20 protein-coding genes are annotated in these 17,930 nt (G+C 70.8%); 4 read left to right on the forward strand and 16 right to left on the reverse strand.

The window, feature by feature from the left end; genetic code table 11:
- Positions 1–72 precede the first annotated feature (72 nt).
- From ACGFX9_RS29905 to ACGFX9_RS29915, 3 genes are read right to left on the reverse strand one after another with little or no spacing between them, the layout of a single operon-like run.
- Positions 73–699: a YigZ family protein gene (locus ACGFX9_RS29905; RefSeq protein ID WP_393479258.1), complete on the reverse strand. Its 627-nt coding sequence runs from the start codon at positions 697–699 to the stop codon at positions 73–75.
- A 45-nt stretch (positions 700–744) separates the two neighbouring features.
- Positions 745–2,385 carry an amidohydrolase gene (locus ACGFX9_RS29910; protein ID WP_393479262.1) on the reverse strand — a complete coding sequence of 547 codons (1,641 nt, stop codon included), beginning with the start codon at positions 2,383–2,385 and terminating at the stop codon, positions 745–747.
- A gap of 17 nt (positions 2,386–2,402) precedes the next feature.
- Entirely contained in the window at positions 2,403–3,851 is a 1,449-nt protein-coding gene (locus ACGFX9_RS29915) for an APC family permease (protein ID WP_393479266.1), read from the reverse strand.
- Positions 3,852–4,017: 166 nt separating this feature from the next.
- Between ACGFX9_RS29915 and ACGFX9_RS29920 the strand changes: the two genes are divergently transcribed.
- Positions 4,018–4,704 carry a TetR/AcrR family transcriptional regulator gene (locus ACGFX9_RS29920; RefSeq protein WP_393479271.1) on the forward strand — a complete coding sequence of 229 codons (687 nt, stop codon included), beginning with the start codon at positions 4,018–4,020 and terminating at the stop codon, positions 4,702–4,704.
- Here ACGFX9_RS29920 and ACGFX9_RS29925 read toward each other — a convergent pair.
- A complete protein-coding gene (locus ACGFX9_RS29925) occupies positions 4,692–5,372 on the reverse strand; it encodes a transcriptional regulator (protein ID WP_393479275.1) in 681 nt (226 codons plus the stop codon). The two genes, ACGFX9_RS29920 and ACGFX9_RS29925, sit on opposite strands and share 13 nt — an antisense overlap.
- 264 nt (positions 5,373–5,636) lie before the next feature.
- Here ACGFX9_RS29925 and ACGFX9_RS29930 point away from each other — a divergent pair, with 264 nt between their 5' ends.
- Complete coding sequence (locus tag ACGFX9_RS29930; protein ID WP_393479280.1) at positions 5,637–6,212, forward strand: TerD family protein; 576 nt, start codon at positions 5,637–5,639, stop codon at positions 6,210–6,212.
- A gap of 31 nt (positions 6,213–6,243) precedes the next feature.
- Entirely contained in the window at positions 6,244–6,651 is a 408-nt protein-coding gene (locus ACGFX9_RS29935; RefSeq protein WP_393479285.1) for a CoA-binding protein, read from the forward strand.
- Positions 6,652–6,729: 78 nt separating this feature from the next.
- Here ACGFX9_RS29935 and ACGFX9_RS29940 read toward each other — a convergent pair whose 3' ends face one another.
- From ACGFX9_RS29940 to ACGFX9_RS29955, 4 genes are all read right to left on the reverse strand, one after another.
- On the reverse strand, positions 6,730–7,818 hold the full coding sequence (locus ACGFX9_RS29940; RefSeq protein WP_393479288.1) for a tartrate dehydrogenase: 1,089 nt from the start codon (positions 7,816–7,818) through the stop codon (positions 6,730–6,732).
- 129 nt (positions 7,819–7,947) lie between these two features.
- Complete coding sequence (locus tag ACGFX9_RS29945; RefSeq protein ID WP_393479291.1) at positions 7,948–8,844, reverse strand: LysR family transcriptional regulator; 897 nt, start codon at positions 8,842–8,844, stop codon at positions 7,948–7,950.
- Positions 8,845–8,923: 79 nt separating this feature from the next.
- Positions 8,924–10,396, reverse strand: a complete 1,473-nt coding sequence (gene dctA, locus ACGFX9_RS29950) for a C4-dicarboxylate transporter DctA (protein WP_393479293.1) — start codon at positions 10,394–10,396, stop codon at positions 8,924–8,926.
- A 332-nt stretch (positions 10,397–10,728) separates the two neighbouring features.
- Entirely contained in the window at positions 10,729–10,890 is a 162-nt protein-coding gene (locus ACGFX9_RS29955; protein WP_393479295.1) for a hydrophobic protein, read from the reverse strand.
- A 225-nt stretch (positions 10,891–11,115) separates the two neighbouring features.
- Between ACGFX9_RS29955 and ACGFX9_RS29960 the strand changes: the two genes are divergently transcribed.
- A complete protein-coding gene (locus ACGFX9_RS29960) occupies positions 11,116–11,469 on the forward strand; it encodes a PRC-barrel domain-containing protein (RefSeq protein WP_393479298.1) in 354 nt (117 codons plus the stop codon).
- Positions 11,470–11,530: 61 nt separating this feature from the next.
- Here the strand turns inward: ACGFX9_RS29960 and ACGFX9_RS29965 are convergent, their stop codons facing one another.
- From ACGFX9_RS29965 to ACGFX9_RS30000, 8 genes are all read right to left on the reverse strand, one after another.
- Positions 11,531–11,953 (reverse strand): STAS domain-containing protein, encoded by a 423-nt coding sequence (locus ACGFX9_RS29965; protein ID WP_393479301.1) that lies wholly within the window; start codon positions 11,951–11,953, stop codon positions 11,531–11,533.
- 316 nt (positions 11,954–12,269) lie between these two features.
- Complete coding sequence (locus tag ACGFX9_RS29970; RefSeq protein WP_393479621.1) at positions 12,270–12,773, reverse strand: ABC transporter permease; 504 nt, start codon at positions 12,771–12,773, stop codon at positions 12,270–12,272.
- Positions 12,746–13,036, reverse strand: coding sequence for a hypothetical protein (locus tag ACGFX9_RS29975; protein WP_393479652.1), 291 nt, complete (start codon positions 13,034–13,036; stop codon positions 12,746–12,748). The genes ACGFX9_RS29970 and ACGFX9_RS29975 overlap by 28 nt, the downstream gene beginning before the upstream one ends.
- A 628-nt stretch (positions 13,037–13,664) precedes the next feature.
- Positions 13,665–14,258, reverse strand: a complete 594-nt coding sequence (locus ACGFX9_RS29980; protein ID WP_393479303.1) for a sigma-70 family RNA polymerase sigma factor — start codon at positions 14,256–14,258, stop codon at positions 13,665–13,667.
- A 164-nt stretch (positions 14,259–14,422) separates the two neighbouring features.
- A complete protein-coding gene (locus ACGFX9_RS29985) occupies positions 14,423–15,193 on the reverse strand; it encodes a hypothetical protein (RefSeq protein ID WP_393479307.1) in 771 nt (256 codons plus the stop codon).
- 71 nt (positions 15,194–15,264) lie between these two features.
- Positions 15,265–16,062 (reverse strand): DJ-1/PfpI family protein, encoded by a 798-nt coding sequence (locus tag ACGFX9_RS29990; RefSeq protein WP_393479310.1) that lies wholly within the window; start codon positions 16,060–16,062, stop codon positions 15,265–15,267.
- A gap of 205 nt (positions 16,063–16,267) precedes the next feature.
- Complete coding sequence (locus ACGFX9_RS29995) at positions 16,268–17,128, reverse strand: lysophospholipid acyltransferase family protein (protein ID WP_393479313.1); 861 nt, start codon at positions 17,126–17,128, stop codon at positions 16,268–16,270.
- Entirely contained in the window at positions 17,125–17,895 is a 771-nt protein-coding gene (locus tag ACGFX9_RS30000; protein ID WP_393479316.1) for a GNAT family N-acetyltransferase, read from the reverse strand. The genes ACGFX9_RS29995 and ACGFX9_RS30000 overlap by 4 nt, the downstream gene beginning before the upstream one ends.
- Positions 17,896–17,930 lie beyond the last annotated feature (35 nt).

Below are 17,930 nucleotides of genomic sequence, written 5' to 3' on the forward strand. Positions count from 1 at the left end.
TGCACGGTTTCACGCGCGTCATGCCCGCATCTGTACGCCCTCACGCGCGTGTCGCGCTCTCCCGCCTGCGCATCACGCGTCCCCGTACGCCTCTCCCCCGAGCGCGAACACCGCACTGCCCGCGGTCGCGTCCGCCAGCCACGCCGTGAAGGCCTCGACGTCGGCGTCGGGCAGGCCGATCTCGATGGTCACCGCGTCTGCGTAGCGCACGTCCCGCACCTCACGGCCGGCCGACCGCAGATCGTTCTGGATCTTGCCCGCGCGCTGGTGGTCGACCGTGACCGTGGCCAGCCTGAAGCGCCTGCGCGTGAGGGTGCCGACGGCGTCGAGCGCCTCACCCACCGCTCCCCCATAGGCCCTGATCAGCCCCCCGGCGCCAAGTTTGACCCCTCCGTAGTAGCGGGTCACGACGGCGACGACATAGCGCATGTCACGGCGGAGCAGCATCTGGAGCATCGGTACGCCCGCGGTGCCGCCGGGCTCCCCGTCGTCGCTCGCCTTCTGCACCCCGGCGTCGGCCCCGATGACGTAGGCGAAGCAGTTGTGCGACGCCGAAGGGTGCTCCTTGCGGATGCGCGCGACGAAGTCCTGGGCCTCCTGCTCGGTGGCCGCGGGCGCGAGGGCGCACAGGAAGCGCGAGCGGTTGATCTCGGTCTCGTGCACGGCCTCGCGGGCCACTGTGCGGTACTCGTCGTGCATCCCGCCAGGGTAGGCCCCGGCCCGCCCGTCACTCCGGCCCGCCCGTCACTCCTCCCGCTCCCGGTACGCGGCCCGGTACGTGGTGGCCCCGCCCAGCCATGTGCCGAGTACGCGCACGTGCCGGATCGCCATCGGGTCCACGGCACGCGGGTCGGCGGAGAGCTGGACCAGGTCCGCGGGAGCGCCGGGCACGAGGGCTGTCCGGTCGTCCGCGCCCGCCTGGTGGGCCACGCCGCTGGTCGCCGCCGCGATCGCCTGCTCGACCGTGAGCCGCTGGTCCGGGACCCAGCCGCCTTGCGGCTCCCCCTCGAACGTACGCCGTGTGACCGCGACTTGAATGCCCTCCAGCGGCTCGTACGAGCTGACCGGCCAGTCGCTGCCGAAGGAGAGCCGCACCCCGTCGCGCGCCAACTCCCCCATCGGGTACTGCCGTTCGGACCTTTCGACGCCGATCCTCGGCAGGGACAGCTCGGTCTGCAGCGGATCGGGCTGGGCCCACAGGGGTTCGAAGTTGGCGATGACGCCGAGCGCGGCGAACCGCGGCAGGTCGGCCGGGTCGACGAGTTGGACGTGGGTGATCACGGGCCGCCGGTCCCAGGCCGGGTTGGCAAGGATCGCGGACTCCACCGCGTCGAGCGCCGCCCGCACGCCCGCGTCGCCGATGGCGTGGATATGCGTCTGGAAGCCGTCGGCGTCGAAGGCCCGGACGGCTTCGGCCAGCGCGCGCGGCTCCCACACGGGCATGCCGCAGCTGTGCGGCGCGTCCAGATAGGGGGCGAGCAGGGCGGCCGTACCGCCTTCGATGACGCCGTCGCTGAAGTACTTCACCGTGCGCGCGGACAGCAGCGGGCCGCCATCGGCGGCCACCCGCGCGCGTGCCTTGGCGAAGTCTCCGCGCTGTGCGCGCCAGCGGTCGGGGTCGGCGCGCTGGGCCAGGTCGACGCGGACGCTCAGCGCGTCGCGCCGTGCCGCCGCGAGATAGGCCTCCACCATCTCGGGTTCGACCCAGGCGTCCTGCACCCAGGTGATGCCCGCTCGTGCGTACGCCCCTCCCGCGCGGCGCACGGCTTCGACCAGTTCGTCCTCGTCGCGGGCCGGCACCTGGTCGAGCACCAGGTCACAGGCGTGCCACTCGCGAAGAGTGCCGAGCGGCGAACCGTCCGGCCGCCGGACGATCCAGCCGAGGCGCGGATCGGGCGTCGTGTCGCGCACCCCGGCCCGGCGCAGCGCTTCCGTGTTGCACCACACCGTGTGGTAGTCGTGTGCGCGCAGCACGACGGGCCGTTCGCGCACCGCGGCGTCCAGCCACCGCGCGTCGAACTCCCCGTCGGGCGCGAGCGCGGGGTCGTAGGAGGCGCCGACGATCCACTCCGTGCCCGGATGGGCGTCGGCCCAGCGCCCGACCTCCGCGACGATCGCCTCGACGGACGTCAGCTCCTTGATCTGCGGACCGAAGCTCTCCAGGCCGCCGAACAGGGGGTGGGCGTGGCCGTCACCGAAGGCGGGAAGCAGCAGCCCGGCCCCCAACTCGACGATTTCGTACGCCACTTCGGCGAGCGCGCGGGCCTCGTCCCCCAGCGCGATGACGCGTCCGTCGCGTACGGCGAGTGCCGTGGTGTCCTTGTGCTCGTCGCTCCCGGTGCGGACCGCACCCAGGAAGACGCGCAGGGCCGTCTCGTCCGCCATACCGTTCCGCTCCTCCATCACATGTTCTCCGCGTCCACCGTCGTCAGCTGTTCGTAGGCCCGCGGATCGCGGCGCCGGATCCGCAGGGCCATCGCCGCTCCGGCCACGAACAGCACGGGCAGCGGTGCGATGAGCGCCGCGTTGACGCCGCCCGAAGCGCCCGTCAGGAGATCGAGGTTGGCGCACACCAGGACGATCAGTACGGCGAGGCCGGCGCAGGCGAGCAGCGGGGCCGCGACCACCCGCCACGCGGGCATCCCCCTGCGGTCGCGCCGGAAGAAGCCGTACACCGCGAGCGCGGCGAGCGCCTGCATCAGCATCACGCCGAGGATCCCGGAGCCGTTGCTCCACAGGAACGTGACGGTGTAGGGGTCCTCGCCGCTGATGACGGTGAGGATCACCACGGCCAGCGCGAGGGCCGACTGGACGACGACCGCCGCGGCGGGTGCCCGCGTCTTCGGGGAGACGGTGCCGAGGCGGCGCGGCAGCAGCCCTTCGCGGCCCAGGGCGTAGAAGTAGCGGGCGGCGCCGTTGTGGAAGGCGAGGGTCGCGGCGAAGGCGCTGGTGATGATCAGTACGTGCATGGAGTCGGCGGCCCAGGCACCCGCGAACCGATCGGTGGCCGTGAAGACCATGTCCGCGCCACCCTCCCCGTTGGCGACGGCCTGGGCCCGGTCCGATCCGTACGCGTTGATGATCGCCCAGACGGTGAAGGTGTAGAAGAGCGCGAGGAACGCCACCGCGATGTAGGTGGCGCGCGGCACCGTGCGTTCCGGCTCCCGCGCCTCCTCGGCGTAGATCGCGGTCGCCTCGAATCCGACGAAGGCGCCGATGGCGAGCACGAACATGCCGCCAACGCCCGCCCCGCCGAGGTGTTCGGGCGAGAGGGTGCCCAGGTCGAGGCCTTGCGGCCCGCCGCCGTGCGCGAACACTCCCGCTTCGAAGACGAGCAGCACGAGCACTTCGAGGACCAGCGCGACGCCGAGGACCTTGGCGCTGAGCGTGACCTTCAGATACCCGAGGACGCCAATGGCAATGATCCCGCCCAACGCCCATATCCACCATGCCACTTGGATGCCGGTCAGGTCCTTGAACCCGGACTCGGTGAACCATCCGAAGACGACGAGCAGGCCGACCTCGATCGCGTTGTACGCGAAGAGCGCGACGTACGCGGAGCCCGCTCCCGTGGGGCGGCCGAGCCCCCGGCCGATGTAGGCGTAGAAGGCGCCCGCGTTGCGCACGAACCGGCTCATCGCGGTGAATCCGGCCGCGAAGACGATGAGCAGCACCCCTGATATCAGGTAGCCGAGCGGCGCCGCCTCGCCCGCCATGCCGATCGCCAGCGGGGCGACTCCGGCCATCACGGTCAGTGGTGCGGCGGCCGCCACGACGAAGAAGACCAGGTCGCCGGTGCCGACGGCGCCGCCGCTCAGGCCCTTGGCGGCATGGGAGGAGGGTGCGGTCACGCGGGTGCTCCCGGGCAGGAAGGGGCAGGAAGGGACAGAAGGGGGAAGAAACTAAAGGCTTTAGTCGCGGCTGGGCAGGACCGTACTCTGCACACGGGCGGCTGTGAAGACCTCGAACGACGACGGGAGTTGCGGGACCATGGGCAGAGGGAGACCTCGTATACCGGTGCTCAGCGCGGACCTGATAGCGCGGGAGGCGCTCGCGCTGATCGACGCCGAGGGTGCCGACGCGTTCAGCCTGCCGCGGCTCGCCGCGCGGCTCGGGGTGAAGACCGCCTCCCTCTACAACCATCTGGACGGCCGCGCCGAGGTCATCGAGGGCGTACGCCGTCTGATCGTCGAGGAGATGGACGTCTCCGCCTTCGACACGCTGCCGTGGCCCGACGCCCTTGCCGCGTGGGCCCGTTCGTACCGTGACGCCTTCGCAGGGCACCCGCACTCCATCGACCTGCTCGCCACGACGACCATCAGCTCACCGGCCACGCTCAGCATGTACGAGGCGGTCGTGACGGCCCTTGCCCGTGGCGGCTGGCCGCAGGACCGTCTTGTCGCGGCGCTGACCAGCGTCGAGTCGTTCCTGCTCGGCTCGGCGCTCGACCTCGTGGCACCGCCGCTGATGATCGACCCGGCCGGACACGCGCCACGGGTGCCGGTGCTTGCCGCGGCGCTGGAGAGTGCGGTGGGCGGCAGCAAGGCGGGGCGGGCTGAGGAGGCGTTCGGGGCCGGGCTCGACGCACTGATCCGGGGCCTTGTGGCTCAACTGGCCGATATCCAGGCGGAGTACGGGGAGGAGCGGGCGGAGTGTACGTGTACCGATGGCCGGGCGGAGCCTGCTGGCGGTCAGGCCGAGTGAGAGAGCGTCTCCCAGAACATCCCCTCGTACCGCTGGAGCAGCTTCCCGTACCGCAGGGCCGTCCCCGCCGCCGATCCCGCGTCGAGGCCCCGCCCGGCAGCACCCGCGTCCACGGCGGCGAGCGCCTGGCTCTCCAGCTCGGGCGCGGGCTCGGCGAAGAAGTCGAAGAACGCGCAGGCTTCGGCACTGAAGCCGTAGTGGGCGGGCAGCGCTCGGGCGAGCGAGGCGCAACAGGCGCCCCAGGCCGCGAAGTTGGCGGTCAGGGCGAGGACCACGTCGCCGGGCGCGGCGTTCAGGGCGAGCCAGGCCACGTACGCGGGATAGGCCTGGCAGCCCGCCCGCGGCTCGTACGCGTCGGCGCCCGTCTTGTCCACGCCGCACGCCGCGACGAGGTCACCGAGCCGCTCGAAGGCGACCGTCTCCCCTTCGGCGAGAGTGCGGAAGAAGGCCGCGCACTCCGCCTCCCCCGCGTCCGCCGAGCGCGTGGCCAGGTGGAGGAAGGAGCGGCGGTCGGCCGGGATCACGGAGCGCTGCTCCAAGGCGAGAGCGGTGATCGCGGAACGGTTCGCGGTGCCGTCCGCGAGCCGCGGGACGAGCGGGTTGGCCGCCGGGTCCGGCGCGAGTTCCGCCGTCACGGATTCGAGCAACTCCTGGGCTGTCCGCGCCATCGTCCGCCCTCGCCTTCTCTCATGCGTCGCGTACGCCGCGTACGCCGCGTGCGTTTCGTGTGCTTGATTCGCCTCGCGCACTTTCGTATGGCTCTTACGTTATGGAGTCTTCGACCCCTTGACGCCCGCTTGCGGAGCGCCACATCGTAACGGGACGCGGAACCGGGAGGCGGCACCCCGCCAACTTCTACAGTGCTGTAGATTTTGACCCCGGCCCTGACCACGGCCGGTACGCATTTCACCTCAGGACTTCAGGAGGACATCGTGGGAGTTTCCCTGGCCAAGGGCGGCAACGTCTCGCTCAGCAAGGAGGCCCCCGGCCTCACCGCCGTTCTGGTCGGCCTCGGTTGGGACGTCCGCACGACCACCGGCACGGACTACGACCTGGACGCCAGCGCCCTGCTCTGCGACGACTCGGGGAAGGTCGTATCCGACCAGCACTTCATCTTCTACAACCAGCTCAAGAGCCCCGACGGCTCGGTCGAGCACACCGGCGACAACCTCACCGGTGAGGGCGAGGGCGACGACGAGGCGGTGAAGGTGAACCTCGCCGGGGTCCCCGCCACGATCACGAAGATCGTCTTCCCCGTCTCGATCCACGACGCCGAGAACCGCGGCCAGAGCTTCGGCCAGGTCCGCAACGCCTTCATCCGCGTGGTCAACCAGGCCGACAACGCGGAGATCGCCCGCTACGACCTCTCCGAGGACGCCTCGACCGAGACCGCCATGGTCTTCGGCGAGCTCTACCGTCACGGCGCGGAGTGGAAATTCCGCGCGGTCGGCCAGGGTTATGCGAGTGGCCTGCGCGGCATCGCGTCGGACTTCGGCGTCAACGTCTGAGGCGCGGGCCGGGACGGCAGAGGAGCGGGACGTGTACGGCGATCCGGCAACAGTGCGCAAAATCCTGACGGAGCTCGGGGACACCTGGGCGGTCGTGGGCCTGTCATCGAACGACGCGCGAGCGGCGTACGGAGTCGCGAACGTCCTGCAGCGTTACGGAAAGCGCATCGTCCCCATCCACCCGAAGGCCGAGACGGTGCACGGCGAGCAGGGCTACGCGTCCCTCGACGCCGTGCCCTTCAAGATCGACGTGGTCGACGTCTTCCTCAACAGCGGCCTTGCGGGTCAGGCCGCCGACGAGGCCGTGGCGATCGGTGCGCGGGCGGTCTGGTTCCAGCTGGGCGTCATCGACGAGGCGGCGTACGAGCGGACGCGGGCGGCGGGCCTTGAGATGGTGATGGACCGCTGCCCGGCGATCGAGCTGCCCGCCATGCGTTAGAACGTCCGCCCCGCCCCCGCGTATCGCTCGGGCCGCCTCCTCTGAGGGCTTCGGTCTCCTCGGAGGGCGTCGGTTTCGTCAGAGGGCGTCGATGAGCGCCTTGGTGACGTCCTCCGTCGAGGCGGTGCCGCCTACGTCGCGGGTGAGGATGCCCGCGGCGGTGGTGGCCTCGATGGCCTTGTGCAGTCGGGCCGCCTGCTCCGGCAGGCCGAAGTGCTCCAGCATCAGGGCCGCGCTGCCGACGGCGCCGATCGGGTTGGCGAGGCCCTGGCCCGCGATGTCCGGGGCTGAGCCGTGGACCGGCTCGAACATGCTGGGGAAGCGGCGCTCGGGGTTGAGGTTGGCGCTGGCGGCCAGGCCCAGGCTGCCGGCCAGGGCGCTGCCGAGGTCGGAGAGGATGTCGGCGTTGAGGTTGGAGGCGACCACGACGGACAGGTCCTCCGGGCGCAGCACGAACTTCGCGGACATCGCGTCCACCAGGACACTCTCGGTCTCGACGTCCGGGTAGTCGGCGGCGACGCGCTTGAACACGTCGTCCCACAGCACCATGCCGTACTGCTGGGCGTTGCTCTTGGTGACCGAGGAGACCTTGCGGCGGCTTCGGGTGCGGGCCAGGTCGAAGGCGAAGCGCATGATGCGTTCGCAGCCGACCTCGGTGAACAGGGCGGACTGGACGGCCACTTCGCCGCCCGGGCCGCGGCCCGAGAAGTTGCGGCCGCCGAGGCCCGCGTACTCGCCCTCGCTGTTCTCGCGGACGACGACCCAGTCGAGTTCGGTGTCGTCGGCCTTGCGCAGCGGACTCTGGATGCCCGGCAGGAAGGTCACGGGGCGGATGTTGGCCCACTGGTCGAAGTTCTGGCAGATCTTCAGGCGCAGGCCCCAGAGGCTGATGTGGTCGGGGACGGTGGGCCAGCCGACCGCGCCGAAGTAGAGGGCGTCGAAGTCCTTGAGCCGGTCAAGGCCGTCGTCGTCGATCATCTTGCCGGTGCGCTCGTAGTACTCGCAGCCCCAGGGGAACTCCTCCCAGGCGAAGGCGAAGGGATCCGGGGTGCCCTTGGAGTCCTCGGCCAGGGCTTCCAGGACGGCTCGCCCTGCGGCGACGACTTCCTTGCCCACTCCGTCGGCGGGGATGGCGGCGATGCGGAAGGTGCGGGGTGCGGCTGTCATGGGTGCCTCCGGGTCACTGTGGTGCGGTGGTTCCGAGTCAACACAGCGCGGGTGGAGCGCGTCCAAGACCTGCTTTCGATGCGACGTATAGGCCTCGCCGATCGGTCGTACGTCAAGGTGGCACCGCCCTCAACGCTCTGCCCGGCGCTGGGCGAGGGAGCGGGCGAGGGCGAGGAAGGCGCGCGCGGCGGGCGTGAGGTGCGCGGGCAGGCTGACCATCGCCACATGGAGGTGGGCGGTGGGCTCGATGGGCGCGACCACGGCCCCGCAGCGGCGTGCGAGCCGGGTCCAGGCGGAGGGCAGGACGGCGGCCCCCACCCCGGTGAGGACCAGCGGCAGGATCGACGTGCGGTGGTCGACGACCGTGACGATCTGGGTGCCGGTGCCGCCCGCGGTGATGTCGTCGACGATGCTGCGCATCAGGCTGCCCGTACGGGACGCGATGAGCTTCTGCCCGGCGAGGTCCTCCGGCCGGACCGTGACGTCGTCCTCGATCGCTCCGCCGGGCGCGGCGACGACCACGAACGGCTGGTCCTCGATGTGCAGGACGTCGACCCCGGCCGGTTGCAGGGGCGCCGCGCTGCCCAGCAGGCCGAGTTCGCAGGCGCCGCTGCGGACCAGGGAAACGACCTCGTCCGGAGTGAAGGCGGCCTGCGTGCTCACGGTCACCGACGGATGCAGCTCGGCGAAGCGGTGGATGAGCGTGGTGAGGGGTTCGATGCCGGGTGACGGCATGGTGGCCACCTCGACGGTGCCGCCGCGCAGCCCGGCGAGCGCGGCGGCGGTGTCGCGCACGGCGCCAAGGTCACGCAGCACGCGCCGGCTCGGCTCCAGGAGTTCGCCGCCGGCTTCGCTGAGGACGACCCCGCGCCCGACCCGGTGGAAGAGAGCGACGCCGAGGTCGGCCTCCAGGTTGGCCATGGCCTGGGACAGCGAGGGCTGAGCCACGTGAAGGGCGGCGGCGGCCTTGCTGAAGCCACCGTGCTCGACGATGGCCAGAAAGTACTCGAGCTGCCGGGCGTCCATGGTGCCTCCGCGGTGGTGTTGAGCTGCGGCGGGTCAACCTATACGCAGCGGCGCCGAGAGGCTGAGAGGCCCCTTGGCCTCAGGGGGCCGCCTCAGCGGAGTGAGCGGCGGGCACTGCGACAGGCAGTCGGGCCTTCGCCTTCTCCGCGTCGCCAGGCGCTTCCTCCTCCTCTGCGCTCCCCGGGGGCTCGCCCGTCTTCCCGGCCAGCACCGCACGCGCCCGCACCAGGTCCACGCCGTTCTCCCACTTGGCTACGACGAGGGTGGCGACGGCATTGCCGAAGAAGTTCACCAGCGCCCTGCACTCGGACATGAACTTGTCGATACCGAAGATGAGCATGATCCCGGCAGCCGGGACGTGACCCACCGTGGAGAGCGTCGCGGTGAGCGCGATGAAGCCGCCGCCCGCGACGCCCGCGGCTCCTTTGGAGGTCAGCAACATGACGGCGAGCAGCCCCAGTTGCTGGGTGACGGTCAGCGGGGTGTCGGTGGCCTGGGCGATGTAGAGCGTGGCCAGGGAGAGGTAGATCGCCGCGCCGTCGAGGTTGAAGCTGTACCCCGTCGGTACGACCAGACCGACCGTGGGCTTCTCGACCCCCATGAACTGCAGCTTGCGCATCAGCCCCGGCAGCGCGGGCTCGGCCGTGGACGTGCCGAGGATCAGGAAGAACTCCTCCTTGAAGTAGCGGAAGAGCTGGAAGATGTTCAGCCGCACGTACGCGGCGAGCACACCGCCCAGCACGACCACGACGAACAGGGCGGAGGTGACGTAGAAGAGGAGGATCAGCGAGCCGAGGCTGGACAGCGTGGACAGGCCGAACTTCCCGATGGCGTACGACATCGCGCCGAACGCGCCCAGGGGCGCGAGCTTCATGACGTACGACAACACCTTGAAGACGACCTCGGTCAGGCGGCTGACACCCGCGATGATCGGCTCGCCCGCCTTCCCGACCGCCTTCACCGCGACGCCGAATATCACCGCCAGGAAGATCACTTGAAGGATGTCGCCCTCGACGAACGGGCCGAAGAAGCTTTCCGGGACGATGTGGGTGAGGAACTCCCACCACTTCTGCTGCTCGCCCTCGTCGATGTACTGGCTCGCGTCCCCGGAGGCGCTCAGGGTCGAGGGATCGGCGTGCACTCCGTCGCCGAGACGGAAGATGTTGATCGCCACCAGGCCGGTGAGCAGGGCGACGATCGTGCCGACCTGAAAGTAGGTCAGCGCCTTGAGGCCGGTGCGCCCGACCTTCTTCAGGTCCGCGACACCCGCTATCCCGCCGATGATGGTGAGGAAGACGATCGGCCCGATCAGCATCTTCATCGCGGTGATGAACGTGGTGCCGATGGGTTCCATGGAGGTGGCGAGATCCGGCCATCGCCAGCCGAGCACGATGCCGATCACGATCGCCACGAGTACATGGAAGTACAGCTGCCGGTACCACGGTTTCGGCGCGGCTCGCCCCTTGGCCGGGGTGGTGTCCGGGGTGGTGTCCCGGTTGATGTCCGGGGTGATGTCCGGGGTGTCCGGGGTGGTGTCCGGGGTGTGCGTCATTGCAGCCTCCCTGATCGCGCGACACCGAGCCCGATCGGCGCGCGCCGGCGTTGCGCCACAGTGAACCGGCCGCGCGTCAGGGGGTCCACGACCAAAAATCGATGCCCCGTATAGGCAGGGCCTATCCGTCCCGCGCCCGGAGCTCAGCGTCGCTCACCTCGCCCTTCCCATCGGTCGTGAAAGTCCACGTGAATTCCCCCCGGAAACGCGCATCGCCATCGCGCGCCACCATTGCGCGTCGCTTTCGCGCATTACACATGACACATGCCGGAGCGCCCATCCCCGAAAGGGGATGGGCGCTCCGGAAGTTGACTGCTTGCGTGCGGCGCCTTTTACCAGCGATACCATCGTGCGCTTCCGCCCTTTGGGCGGACGACGAAACCTATCAGCCAGACGGCCAGCACGATGACGGCGATCCACCACAGTGCCTTCAATGCGAAACCGGCACCGAAGAGGATCAGAGCGAGCAGTAGAACGATGAGCAGGGGAACCATTGTTATCAACCTCCAGGCCGACGTGTGCCCCGACCTCGCACGGCCATGCATACGAAAGAGTCTGTTTCTCTTTCAACCCGACTGTTGCTTCCGTTACTTCTTCAAGAGGTGTGGCCTCGGATACGCGGGGCACTCGCATCGACGGCGGCCCGCGCACAGGCCGTGAACAGGTCGGTAAGCGCGGGAGTCACGGCCACTATTTTGTCGATGAGGGAGCGGAATTCCATGACGGAAAACATGTGGGGCTACCAGCCGACAACCGGCCACTCCGCGGGTGCGAGCCTGGTCGGATACAAGGTCGAGGCCACGGACGGCAGCATCGGAAAGGTCGACAAGCACTCGGACGAGGTCGGTTCCTCGTATCTCGTCGTCGACACCGGTGTGTGGATCTTCGGCAAGCACGTCCTGCTTCCCGCGGGCACGGTGCGCCAGATCGATGCCGCCGAGGAGAAGATCTACGTCGACCTCACCAAGGACCAGATCAAGGGTGCCCCTGAGTTCGACAAGGAGAAGCACCTCGGCGACACCGGCTATCACCAGAGCGCGGGCGAGTACTACGGCAAGCACCGTCGCGTCTGACGGTCATCATGGGCCGGTGGCCCGCCGGTAGTTGCCGGTGGGCCACCGGTCCGTCGCCGTATCAGGGGTGCTGCTTCGCGATGAGCCGGCTCATGCCCAGGCAGTGCAGCGTGGCGGCGGTGCGGGGGCAGGCGCCGTGCACCGCGAGGGAGCCCTCGACGTCCTTGAGCGCCCGCAGGGTGTCGAAGAAGGCGCCCGCTCCGTCCCGGGCCAGATAGGTGACCTCGGTCAGGTCCACGACCAGGCACCGGCAGCCGTCCTGGACCATCTGGCGCAGATGCTCGGAGAGCGAGTCGGCCTCACGCGCGGTGATCTCGCCCCGCAGCGTCACCCGCACCAGGCATCCGACGACGAGCACTCTCGCGATACCGGCCCGCCGCAGCCGACGAGCCGCGCGGGTACCTGGCAGGCGGCGTGCCTTGTCGGTGCGCGGTAGCGCGGAGTCAAGGAGAACGCGATCGGGAACACGATCGGGAGCTTGCACGGGAACAGACCTTCCGGAGACGCACCGCGTATAGGCCGAGCGGGGCCGACACGTGCTTCTTTCATACGTCTATACCATGTTTGCCCGAGCAAGGCCCCTGCCCAGGAAGGCGGCTGTACGCACCAGGTATTTCGCCGGGGTGACGTTGTCGCAGGTGAGGCGTATCGGCAGGCCGCGGCGGGTCACTTTTCACTTCTTTCTCCTTTTACCATTGGTCTACTCCAATCTGGGCCGCCGGGCAGGCTGCGGAGTAGGGACTCAGGTAGGAGATGTCCTTGTCAGCCGGGAGTCTTCGCGGCCTCCGCAAGGCCGCGGACTACCCCACCCTCCGCAACGCCCGCTCACGCCGCTCCGCCACGCTCGACCCCGACTCCCTCCGCGCCATCCGGCGCAGCACGACCGGCGCGAGGAGCAGGCCGAGCACCGCCCAGGCACCCAGGACCCCCGCGGTCTCCCAGTGCCGCCAGGAGCCGGCGATCTCGATGCCGGCCGCGCCGTCCGGCAGCAGCGCCGACCGCATGCCGAGGCCGAGCCAGTAGATGGGCGATGCCTGCGCGATCCACTGGAGCCACTCCGGCATCGCGGTGACCGGGTAGAAGATGCCGGAGACCGCGATCAGGCCCATGACCGGCAGCTGGATCAGACCCTGGCTGCGCACGCCGGTGAACACCGAGCCGAGGACCGCCCCGATGGGCAGCGTCGCCACCATGCCCAGGACCAGGACCCAGACCAGCGTCACCCAGGAGCCCACCCCTCCGACCGCGAGGCCCTCGACGATCAGGATCCCGGGGATCAGCAGGATCGCGAGGTCGGCGAGCAGGTCATGCTGACCATGCCCATCGCGGCGTTCATCCCGAGGATGCTGGGCAGGGCCAGGGTGCCGAGCAGGAGTCCGCTCGTACCGAACGACGCGTCCCGCATGAAGAACATGACGGTCAGCATCAGGACCGGCCAGAGGAAGTGGGAGAGCAGGTCCCCGCCGTTGGTGAACGACTGCCGCAGCTCGATCAGGCCACGGGTCAGGCCCGCCCGTAGCGCCACGCTCGTTACGTTCATCGCGTTCGCCGCGCTCGCTACGTTCATCGCGTTCGCTACTTTCGTCGTGTTCACCGGGCCGCTGCCTTCCCCGACTTCCGTGCCGCGGACCGCCGTTCGGCGGGTTCCCTCGCGGCCGGCCCCCGCTCCCCGCTCTCCCCCTGCCGCACCAGCGCCAGGTACGCGTCTTCCAACGAGGCCCGGTAGACCTCCAGTTCGCGCACTTCATCGCCGTACTCGCGAAACAACTCGCGTACGAACGCCGTCGATTCAGCCGTCGACCTGACGAAACGCTGCCCGTCCCGCGTCCAGCGGACCTCGTCAAGGCCCGCGGTCCGCCGTGCCAGGTCCTGTGCCGAACCGTCCGCGATGATCCGCCCCCCCCAGAAAGGATCATGATGCGGTCGGAGAGCTTGTCGGCCTCGGCGAGGTCGTGTGTGGTGAGCAGGATCGTGGTCGCGTGGTCACGTGGCGCCCTCAGTAGCGTGGCGCCCAAGGGGAACGTGTTCCACGGAGGCGAACACGGCCTGTCCTTGCCCAACGGAGGCACCACCGCTGTCTTCATCGACGTCCCCATGCTCGCGGTGACGTCACGGGCCGCGGGGCGGTCGTCCCGCGCGGAGCTGCCGGCCGCCCGGCCGGGAAGCCGGGCGACCCCCGCGGACCGTCAAGCCCGTCAGGCCGCGGCGCCCGCCAACGCAGGGCGCTCCGCGTCCCGCAGTCTCTCCATCAGGGAGATCCGAGCGCGCGCCACACGTGAGCGCACCGTTCCCACCGGGCAGCCGGCGAGGAGCGCGGCCTCCGCGTAGGGCAGCCCCAGGAGTTGGGTGAGGACGAATGCCTCGCGCCGCTCGTCGGGCAGCGTCGCAAGGAGGTCGGCGAGGACCACTCCGTCGTCGAAGCCCGGGAGGCCTCTCGGCTGGGCCCGCTCGGCTGCGGACTGCCAGTCGTCCGTGTCGCAGAGGCGGGGCCGGGCCGCGGCGTGCCGCAGGCTGTCGATCACCGCGCGGCGGGCGATGGAGAGCAGCCACGTACGGGCGGACGAGCGCCCTTCGAAGCGGTGCAGGCTGCCGAGGGCGCGCAGGAACGTGTCCTGCGTCAGATCGTCGGCGGCCTGCGGGTCGCCGCCGAGGTACGTCACGTACCGGCGGACGTCCCGGTGCAGGGCGCGCACGAAGTGCTCGACCGCCTCGGGGTCACCGGCGCGGGCGGCGAGCGCCCAGGCCGTTATCGACTCGTCGGGTGAGCTGGGCAGGGCAGGAATGATCACCTGGTGTCCTTCTCGGGAATCCGGGACCCGGATACGCCATGCGTCCAGGCGTTCCGCGGGTCCGGTGATGGGGGGGTACGGCCGCGCGCGGAAGCGTGCGGCCGATGCCCGAGCCGTCCGGGTACGCGGCGTTGCGCGTCGGCACGGCGTCGGGGAACCAGCTGTCAGGCGACAGCGGTCCCGACGGGCGGACCCCGAGAGGTGATGGCGTGCACGAGAAGGAACTGCCGCGGCCTGCCCGCCGAGCGGTGGCGGCTGGGTCGGACGCGGGGGCGATGCGCGGGCGCGGGCAGCGCGAGGGGCACGCGCAACGGGGCGACCAGCCATCCGGCGAAGGCCCGCGCGACGCGGAAGGCGGCGCGTTCGCCGTGCGCGAGCCAGAGACCGCAGAGGAGGGCGGCGAGGAGGTGGGCGGCGAGCATGCCGGTCGGCGACATGCCGCCCATGTCGTGACCACCGCCGCCGCCCGCATGGGCCACGTGCTCCATGTGTTCCATGGCGCCCATGGGCCCCGGAGAGGACGGCATCGAGGTCATGTCAGGCATGGCCTGCGACGCGGGCGCGGACGCGGACATGGCCGAGCCCTGTCCCGACCCCGTCGAGCCGCTTTCCGCCTGCGTCGCGCAAAGCATGTGCCGCACCCAACGCTGGAGTAGCGACGCCCCGCCCGCGGACGAAAACGCCGCCTGCGCCAGGGAGAACCCCGAGTGCAGCGCGGCCTGCGCGGCCACCGCCACGGCAACGACCAACGGGAGCCCCCGCTCGCGCCCGGCCAGCGCCCACGCCGCGCCGCCGACTCCGACGGCGCCCGCGCCAAGGGCCCACCCGGGGACCTGGGTCCCCGACATCAGTACGTGCCCCAGGGCAGCGAGCAGCACACAGACGGCCGCGAACACCGCAGCCCGTACCGCGCGAGAACACCACCCAGCAGTCATGGCGGGGTCATCCTTGCATCCGCGCCACTCCATGCGTGGACGGGTACGCGACCCCGCCCCCTGAGAGGGCGCTAGCGCGCCGAGTCCGCCAGGAGTTTCAGGGCCAGGGCCTCGGTCTCCGCGTCGGCCTTCTCGGGGCTGCCCGTGTCGTAGGGCGGGTCCGGGTCGTACTCGACGGCCAGTTGCATCGCCTGCGCGACCTTCTCGTCGGAGAGCCGGGAGGCGAGGTGCAGGCCCATGTCGATGCCCGCGGATACACCGGCCGCCGTCACGATCTTCCCGGTCTCGACGAAGCGTCCGGGGGTGTAAACGGCGCCGACCTCCTTCAAGTACGGGCGGGACGCCCAGTAGGTGGTGGCCGGGAGTCCGCGCAGCAGGCCCGCCGCGCCGAGAATGAGCGAGCCCGTGCAGACGGAGGTGGTCCAAGTGCTGCGGCGGTGGATACGGCGGATCCACCGGTGGACCCCGGCGTCCTCCATCATCGCGACGGTGCCGCGATTGCCGCCGCCGGGCACCAGCAGGACGTCGGCTCGTTCGACCTCGCTCATGGCCCGTTCGGCCATCAGCGTCAGCTCGCCGGTGTCGGTACGGACCGGCCCCGCCTCCCGGGCCACCATCGTCACGCGTACGCCGGGGACACGGCACAGCACTTCGTACGGGCCTACCGCGTCGAGGGCGGTGAATCCGTCGTACAGCAGCACGGCGACGCTCAGCTTCCCCTCACCGTCCCCGCCGGGTGCGCGACGATCCGCCGCGGCGGCGGGGTGGCCCGACGCGGCGCCAAGCCCGGCCACGCCCAGTGACCCGGCCACTGCACCACGGAGCACCCGGCGACGGCTCTCCCCCGCCCCGGTTTGCACAGCACTCATCACTCAACACCCTCTCGCTTATCGCTTACCGAACGTCGGCCGTACCCACTGCCATCGGTTCAGGAGTCGGCCGAGGAGGGGCCCGAGTTCCCGCACCCGCCCATCTTCTCGCCGAGGCGACGATCCGCCGTGGTGCACGTCCGCGAGGTGACACCCGCCCGGTCGCTGCACCAACCCGCCCGAGCACCAAGGGGGACCCAGCAGGTCAGAGGTGGGCGGCCAACTCTTCGGCGCCGACCGCCGCTTGGGCATCCGCGGCCAGCTTCCCGCGGTCGGATCCGTACAGCGGGGTGTGCGCGGTGACCCGCACGGTCAGGCCGCGGGCGCGGGCCACGCGGTGCAGTGAGGCCCCGAAGGTTTCGTCGCCGAGGAAGGCGGCGGTGGTACTGCGCGCCCCGTGCTGGTAGTAGCGGAGGGTCACCGGCCGTACGGGTGCGCCCGCGTCGGCCGCCGCCTGGAAGGTGGCCCGGCGGAACCGGCCTCCGGACACGGAACACCAGGTGGTCGCCTGCGGGAAGACGAGGACCGAGCGGCCCGAGCGCAGGGTGTCCGACAACTCCGAGACCACCCCGGGGAGTTGGCGAAGGCCGTCGCGGTCGATGAACTGGCTCCCCGCGCGCCGCGCGAGCGTGCCGATGACCGGCCACTGGCCCACCTCCCGCTTCGCGAGGACCGTCACGGGCTCGACGGCGAGGAGGGCGACGACGTCGAGCCAGGAGATGTGATTGGCGACGATCAGGGTGCCGGGCCCGCTGCCGCCGCCCACCGTCAGCCGCCGCCCCGCACGCCCCCGTTCAAGCTCGACGCCCAGCGCGCCCAGGATCCCCCGGGCCCGCGCCCGCAGCGCACGAGGCCCGGCGAGCCGCTCGCCCTGTGCCACGCCAAGGCCGATCTCGTACGCCAACGCCGCGTACCGGCGGGCTACTTCGGCGGCGGAAACCCTCGGCGCCGACCGCGTGACACAGCCAGGGCCGCACACCGAGGCCGGGGCCCCGCCCGGCAGAACCGCAAGCCCAGGCACAGCACCCCGCGAGGCCGCGGGCGCCGCGGCTCCCCCGGGGCTCATCGTGTCTCCCCCAGGAAATAGCGCCGGTAGCGGTCGCCGAGCCGGTCCATGTCGAGGAGGACGAAGAAGTCGGCGACGTCGAACTCGGGGTCGTGCGCGGGCGCCCCGCACATCCAGGCGCCGAGCCGGAGGTAGCCGCGGAGCAGTGGCGGCAGATCGGTGTAGGCGGGCCGCTCCACCGGCGGCGCGGTGGGCACCCAGAGGCGCCGGGGGTGCACCCGCAGTTCGGGCGGTGACGCGTGCTTGGACGTGCCGAGCAGCCAGGCGCTGGACGCCGCCGCGCCACCGTCGGACAGCGGCACGGACGCGCAGCCCGCGAGGTAACGGTGGCCGGAGAGCAGGACGTAGCGGGCGAGCGCCGACCACATCAGGTTGATCACCGCGCCGGAGCGGTGGTCGGGGTGCACGCAGGAGCGGCCCGCCTCGATCGTGGAGGAGCGCAGGCCTTCCAGTGCGCGCAGGTCGAACTCGCTGTCGGAGTAGGAGTGCGCGGCCCGTCCCGGCGGCAGCAGTCGGTAGGTGCCGACGACCTCGCCCGTGGTGGTGTCGGTGACGATCAGATGGTCCGCCAGGTCGTCGAAGGCGTCCACGTCGTGGCCCGGCAGCGAGGTGTCGAGGGTCGCGCCCATCTCCTCGCCGAAGACGCGGTACCGCAGCCGCTGCGCGGCCCGTATCCGCGCCTCGGAGTCGGCGATGGAGGTGACGTACGAGGAGGTGGCGAGGGCGGGAGCGGACGGCGTCAAGGGGGCAGCGGATGTCGAGAGCATGACAGTTCCGGTCTCCGTTCGGGGAGGCAGGTCGT

Source organism: Streptomyces sp. NPDC048436, assembly GCF_043200355.1.
In the GTDB taxonomy this organism is placed as follows: domain Bacteria; phylum Actinomycetota; class Actinomycetes; order Streptomycetales; family Streptomycetaceae; genus Streptomyces.

Excerpts from the sequence above, each read along its gene's own strand:
- ACGFX9_RS29905 (WP_393479258.1), bottom strand. The coding sequence starts at position 699 with ATGCACGACGAGTACCGCACAGTGGCCCGCGAGGCCGTGCACGAGACC.
- ACGFX9_RS29910 (WP_393479262.1), bottom strand. The coding sequence starts at position 2,385 with ATGGCGGACGAGACGGCCCTGCGCGTCTTCCTGGGTGCGGTCCGCACC.
- ACGFX9_RS29925 (WP_393479275.1), bottom strand. The coding sequence starts at position 5,372 with ATGGCGCGGACAGCCCAGGAGTTGCTCGAATCCGTGACGGCGGAACTC.
- ACGFX9_RS29940 (WP_393479288.1), bottom strand. The coding sequence starts at position 7,818 with ATGACAGCCGCACCCCGCACCTTCCGCATCGCCGCCATCCCCGCCGAC.
- ACGFX9_RS29945 (WP_393479291.1), bottom strand. The coding sequence starts at position 8,844 with ATGGACGCCCGGCAGCTCGAGTACTTTCTGGCCATCGTCGAGCACGGT.
- dctA (WP_393479293.1), bottom strand. The coding sequence starts at position 10,396 with ATGACGCACACCCCGGACACCACCCCGGACACCCCGGACATCACCCCG.
- ACGFX9_RS29955 (WP_393479295.1), bottom strand. The coding sequence starts at position 10,890 with ATGGTTCCCCTGCTCATCGTTCTACTGCTCGCTCTGATCCTCTTCGGT.
- ACGFX9_RS29960 (WP_393479298.1), top strand. The coding sequence starts at position 11,116 with ATGACGGAAAACATGTGGGGCTACCAGCCGACAACCGGCCACTCCGCG.
- ACGFX9_RS29975 (WP_393479652.1), bottom strand. The coding sequence starts at position 13,036 with ATGAACGTAGCGAGCGCGGCGAACGCGATGAACGTAACGAGCGTGGCG.
- ACGFX9_RS29985 (WP_393479307.1), bottom strand. The coding sequence starts at position 15,193 with ATGACTGCTGGGTGGTGTTCTCGCGCGGTACGGGCTGCGGTGTTCGCG.
- ACGFX9_RS29990 (WP_393479310.1), bottom strand. The coding sequence starts at position 16,062 with ATGAGTGCTGTGCAAACCGGGGCGGGGGAGAGCCGTCGCCGGGTGCTC.
- ACGFX9_RS29995 (WP_393479313.1), bottom strand. The coding sequence starts at position 17,128 with ATGAGCCCCGGGGGAGCCGCGGCGCCCGCGGCCTCGCGGGGTGCTGTG.
- ACGFX9_RS30000 (WP_393479316.1), bottom strand. The coding sequence starts at position 17,895 with ATGCTCTCGACATCCGCTGCCCCCTTGACGCCGTCCGCTCCCGCCCTC.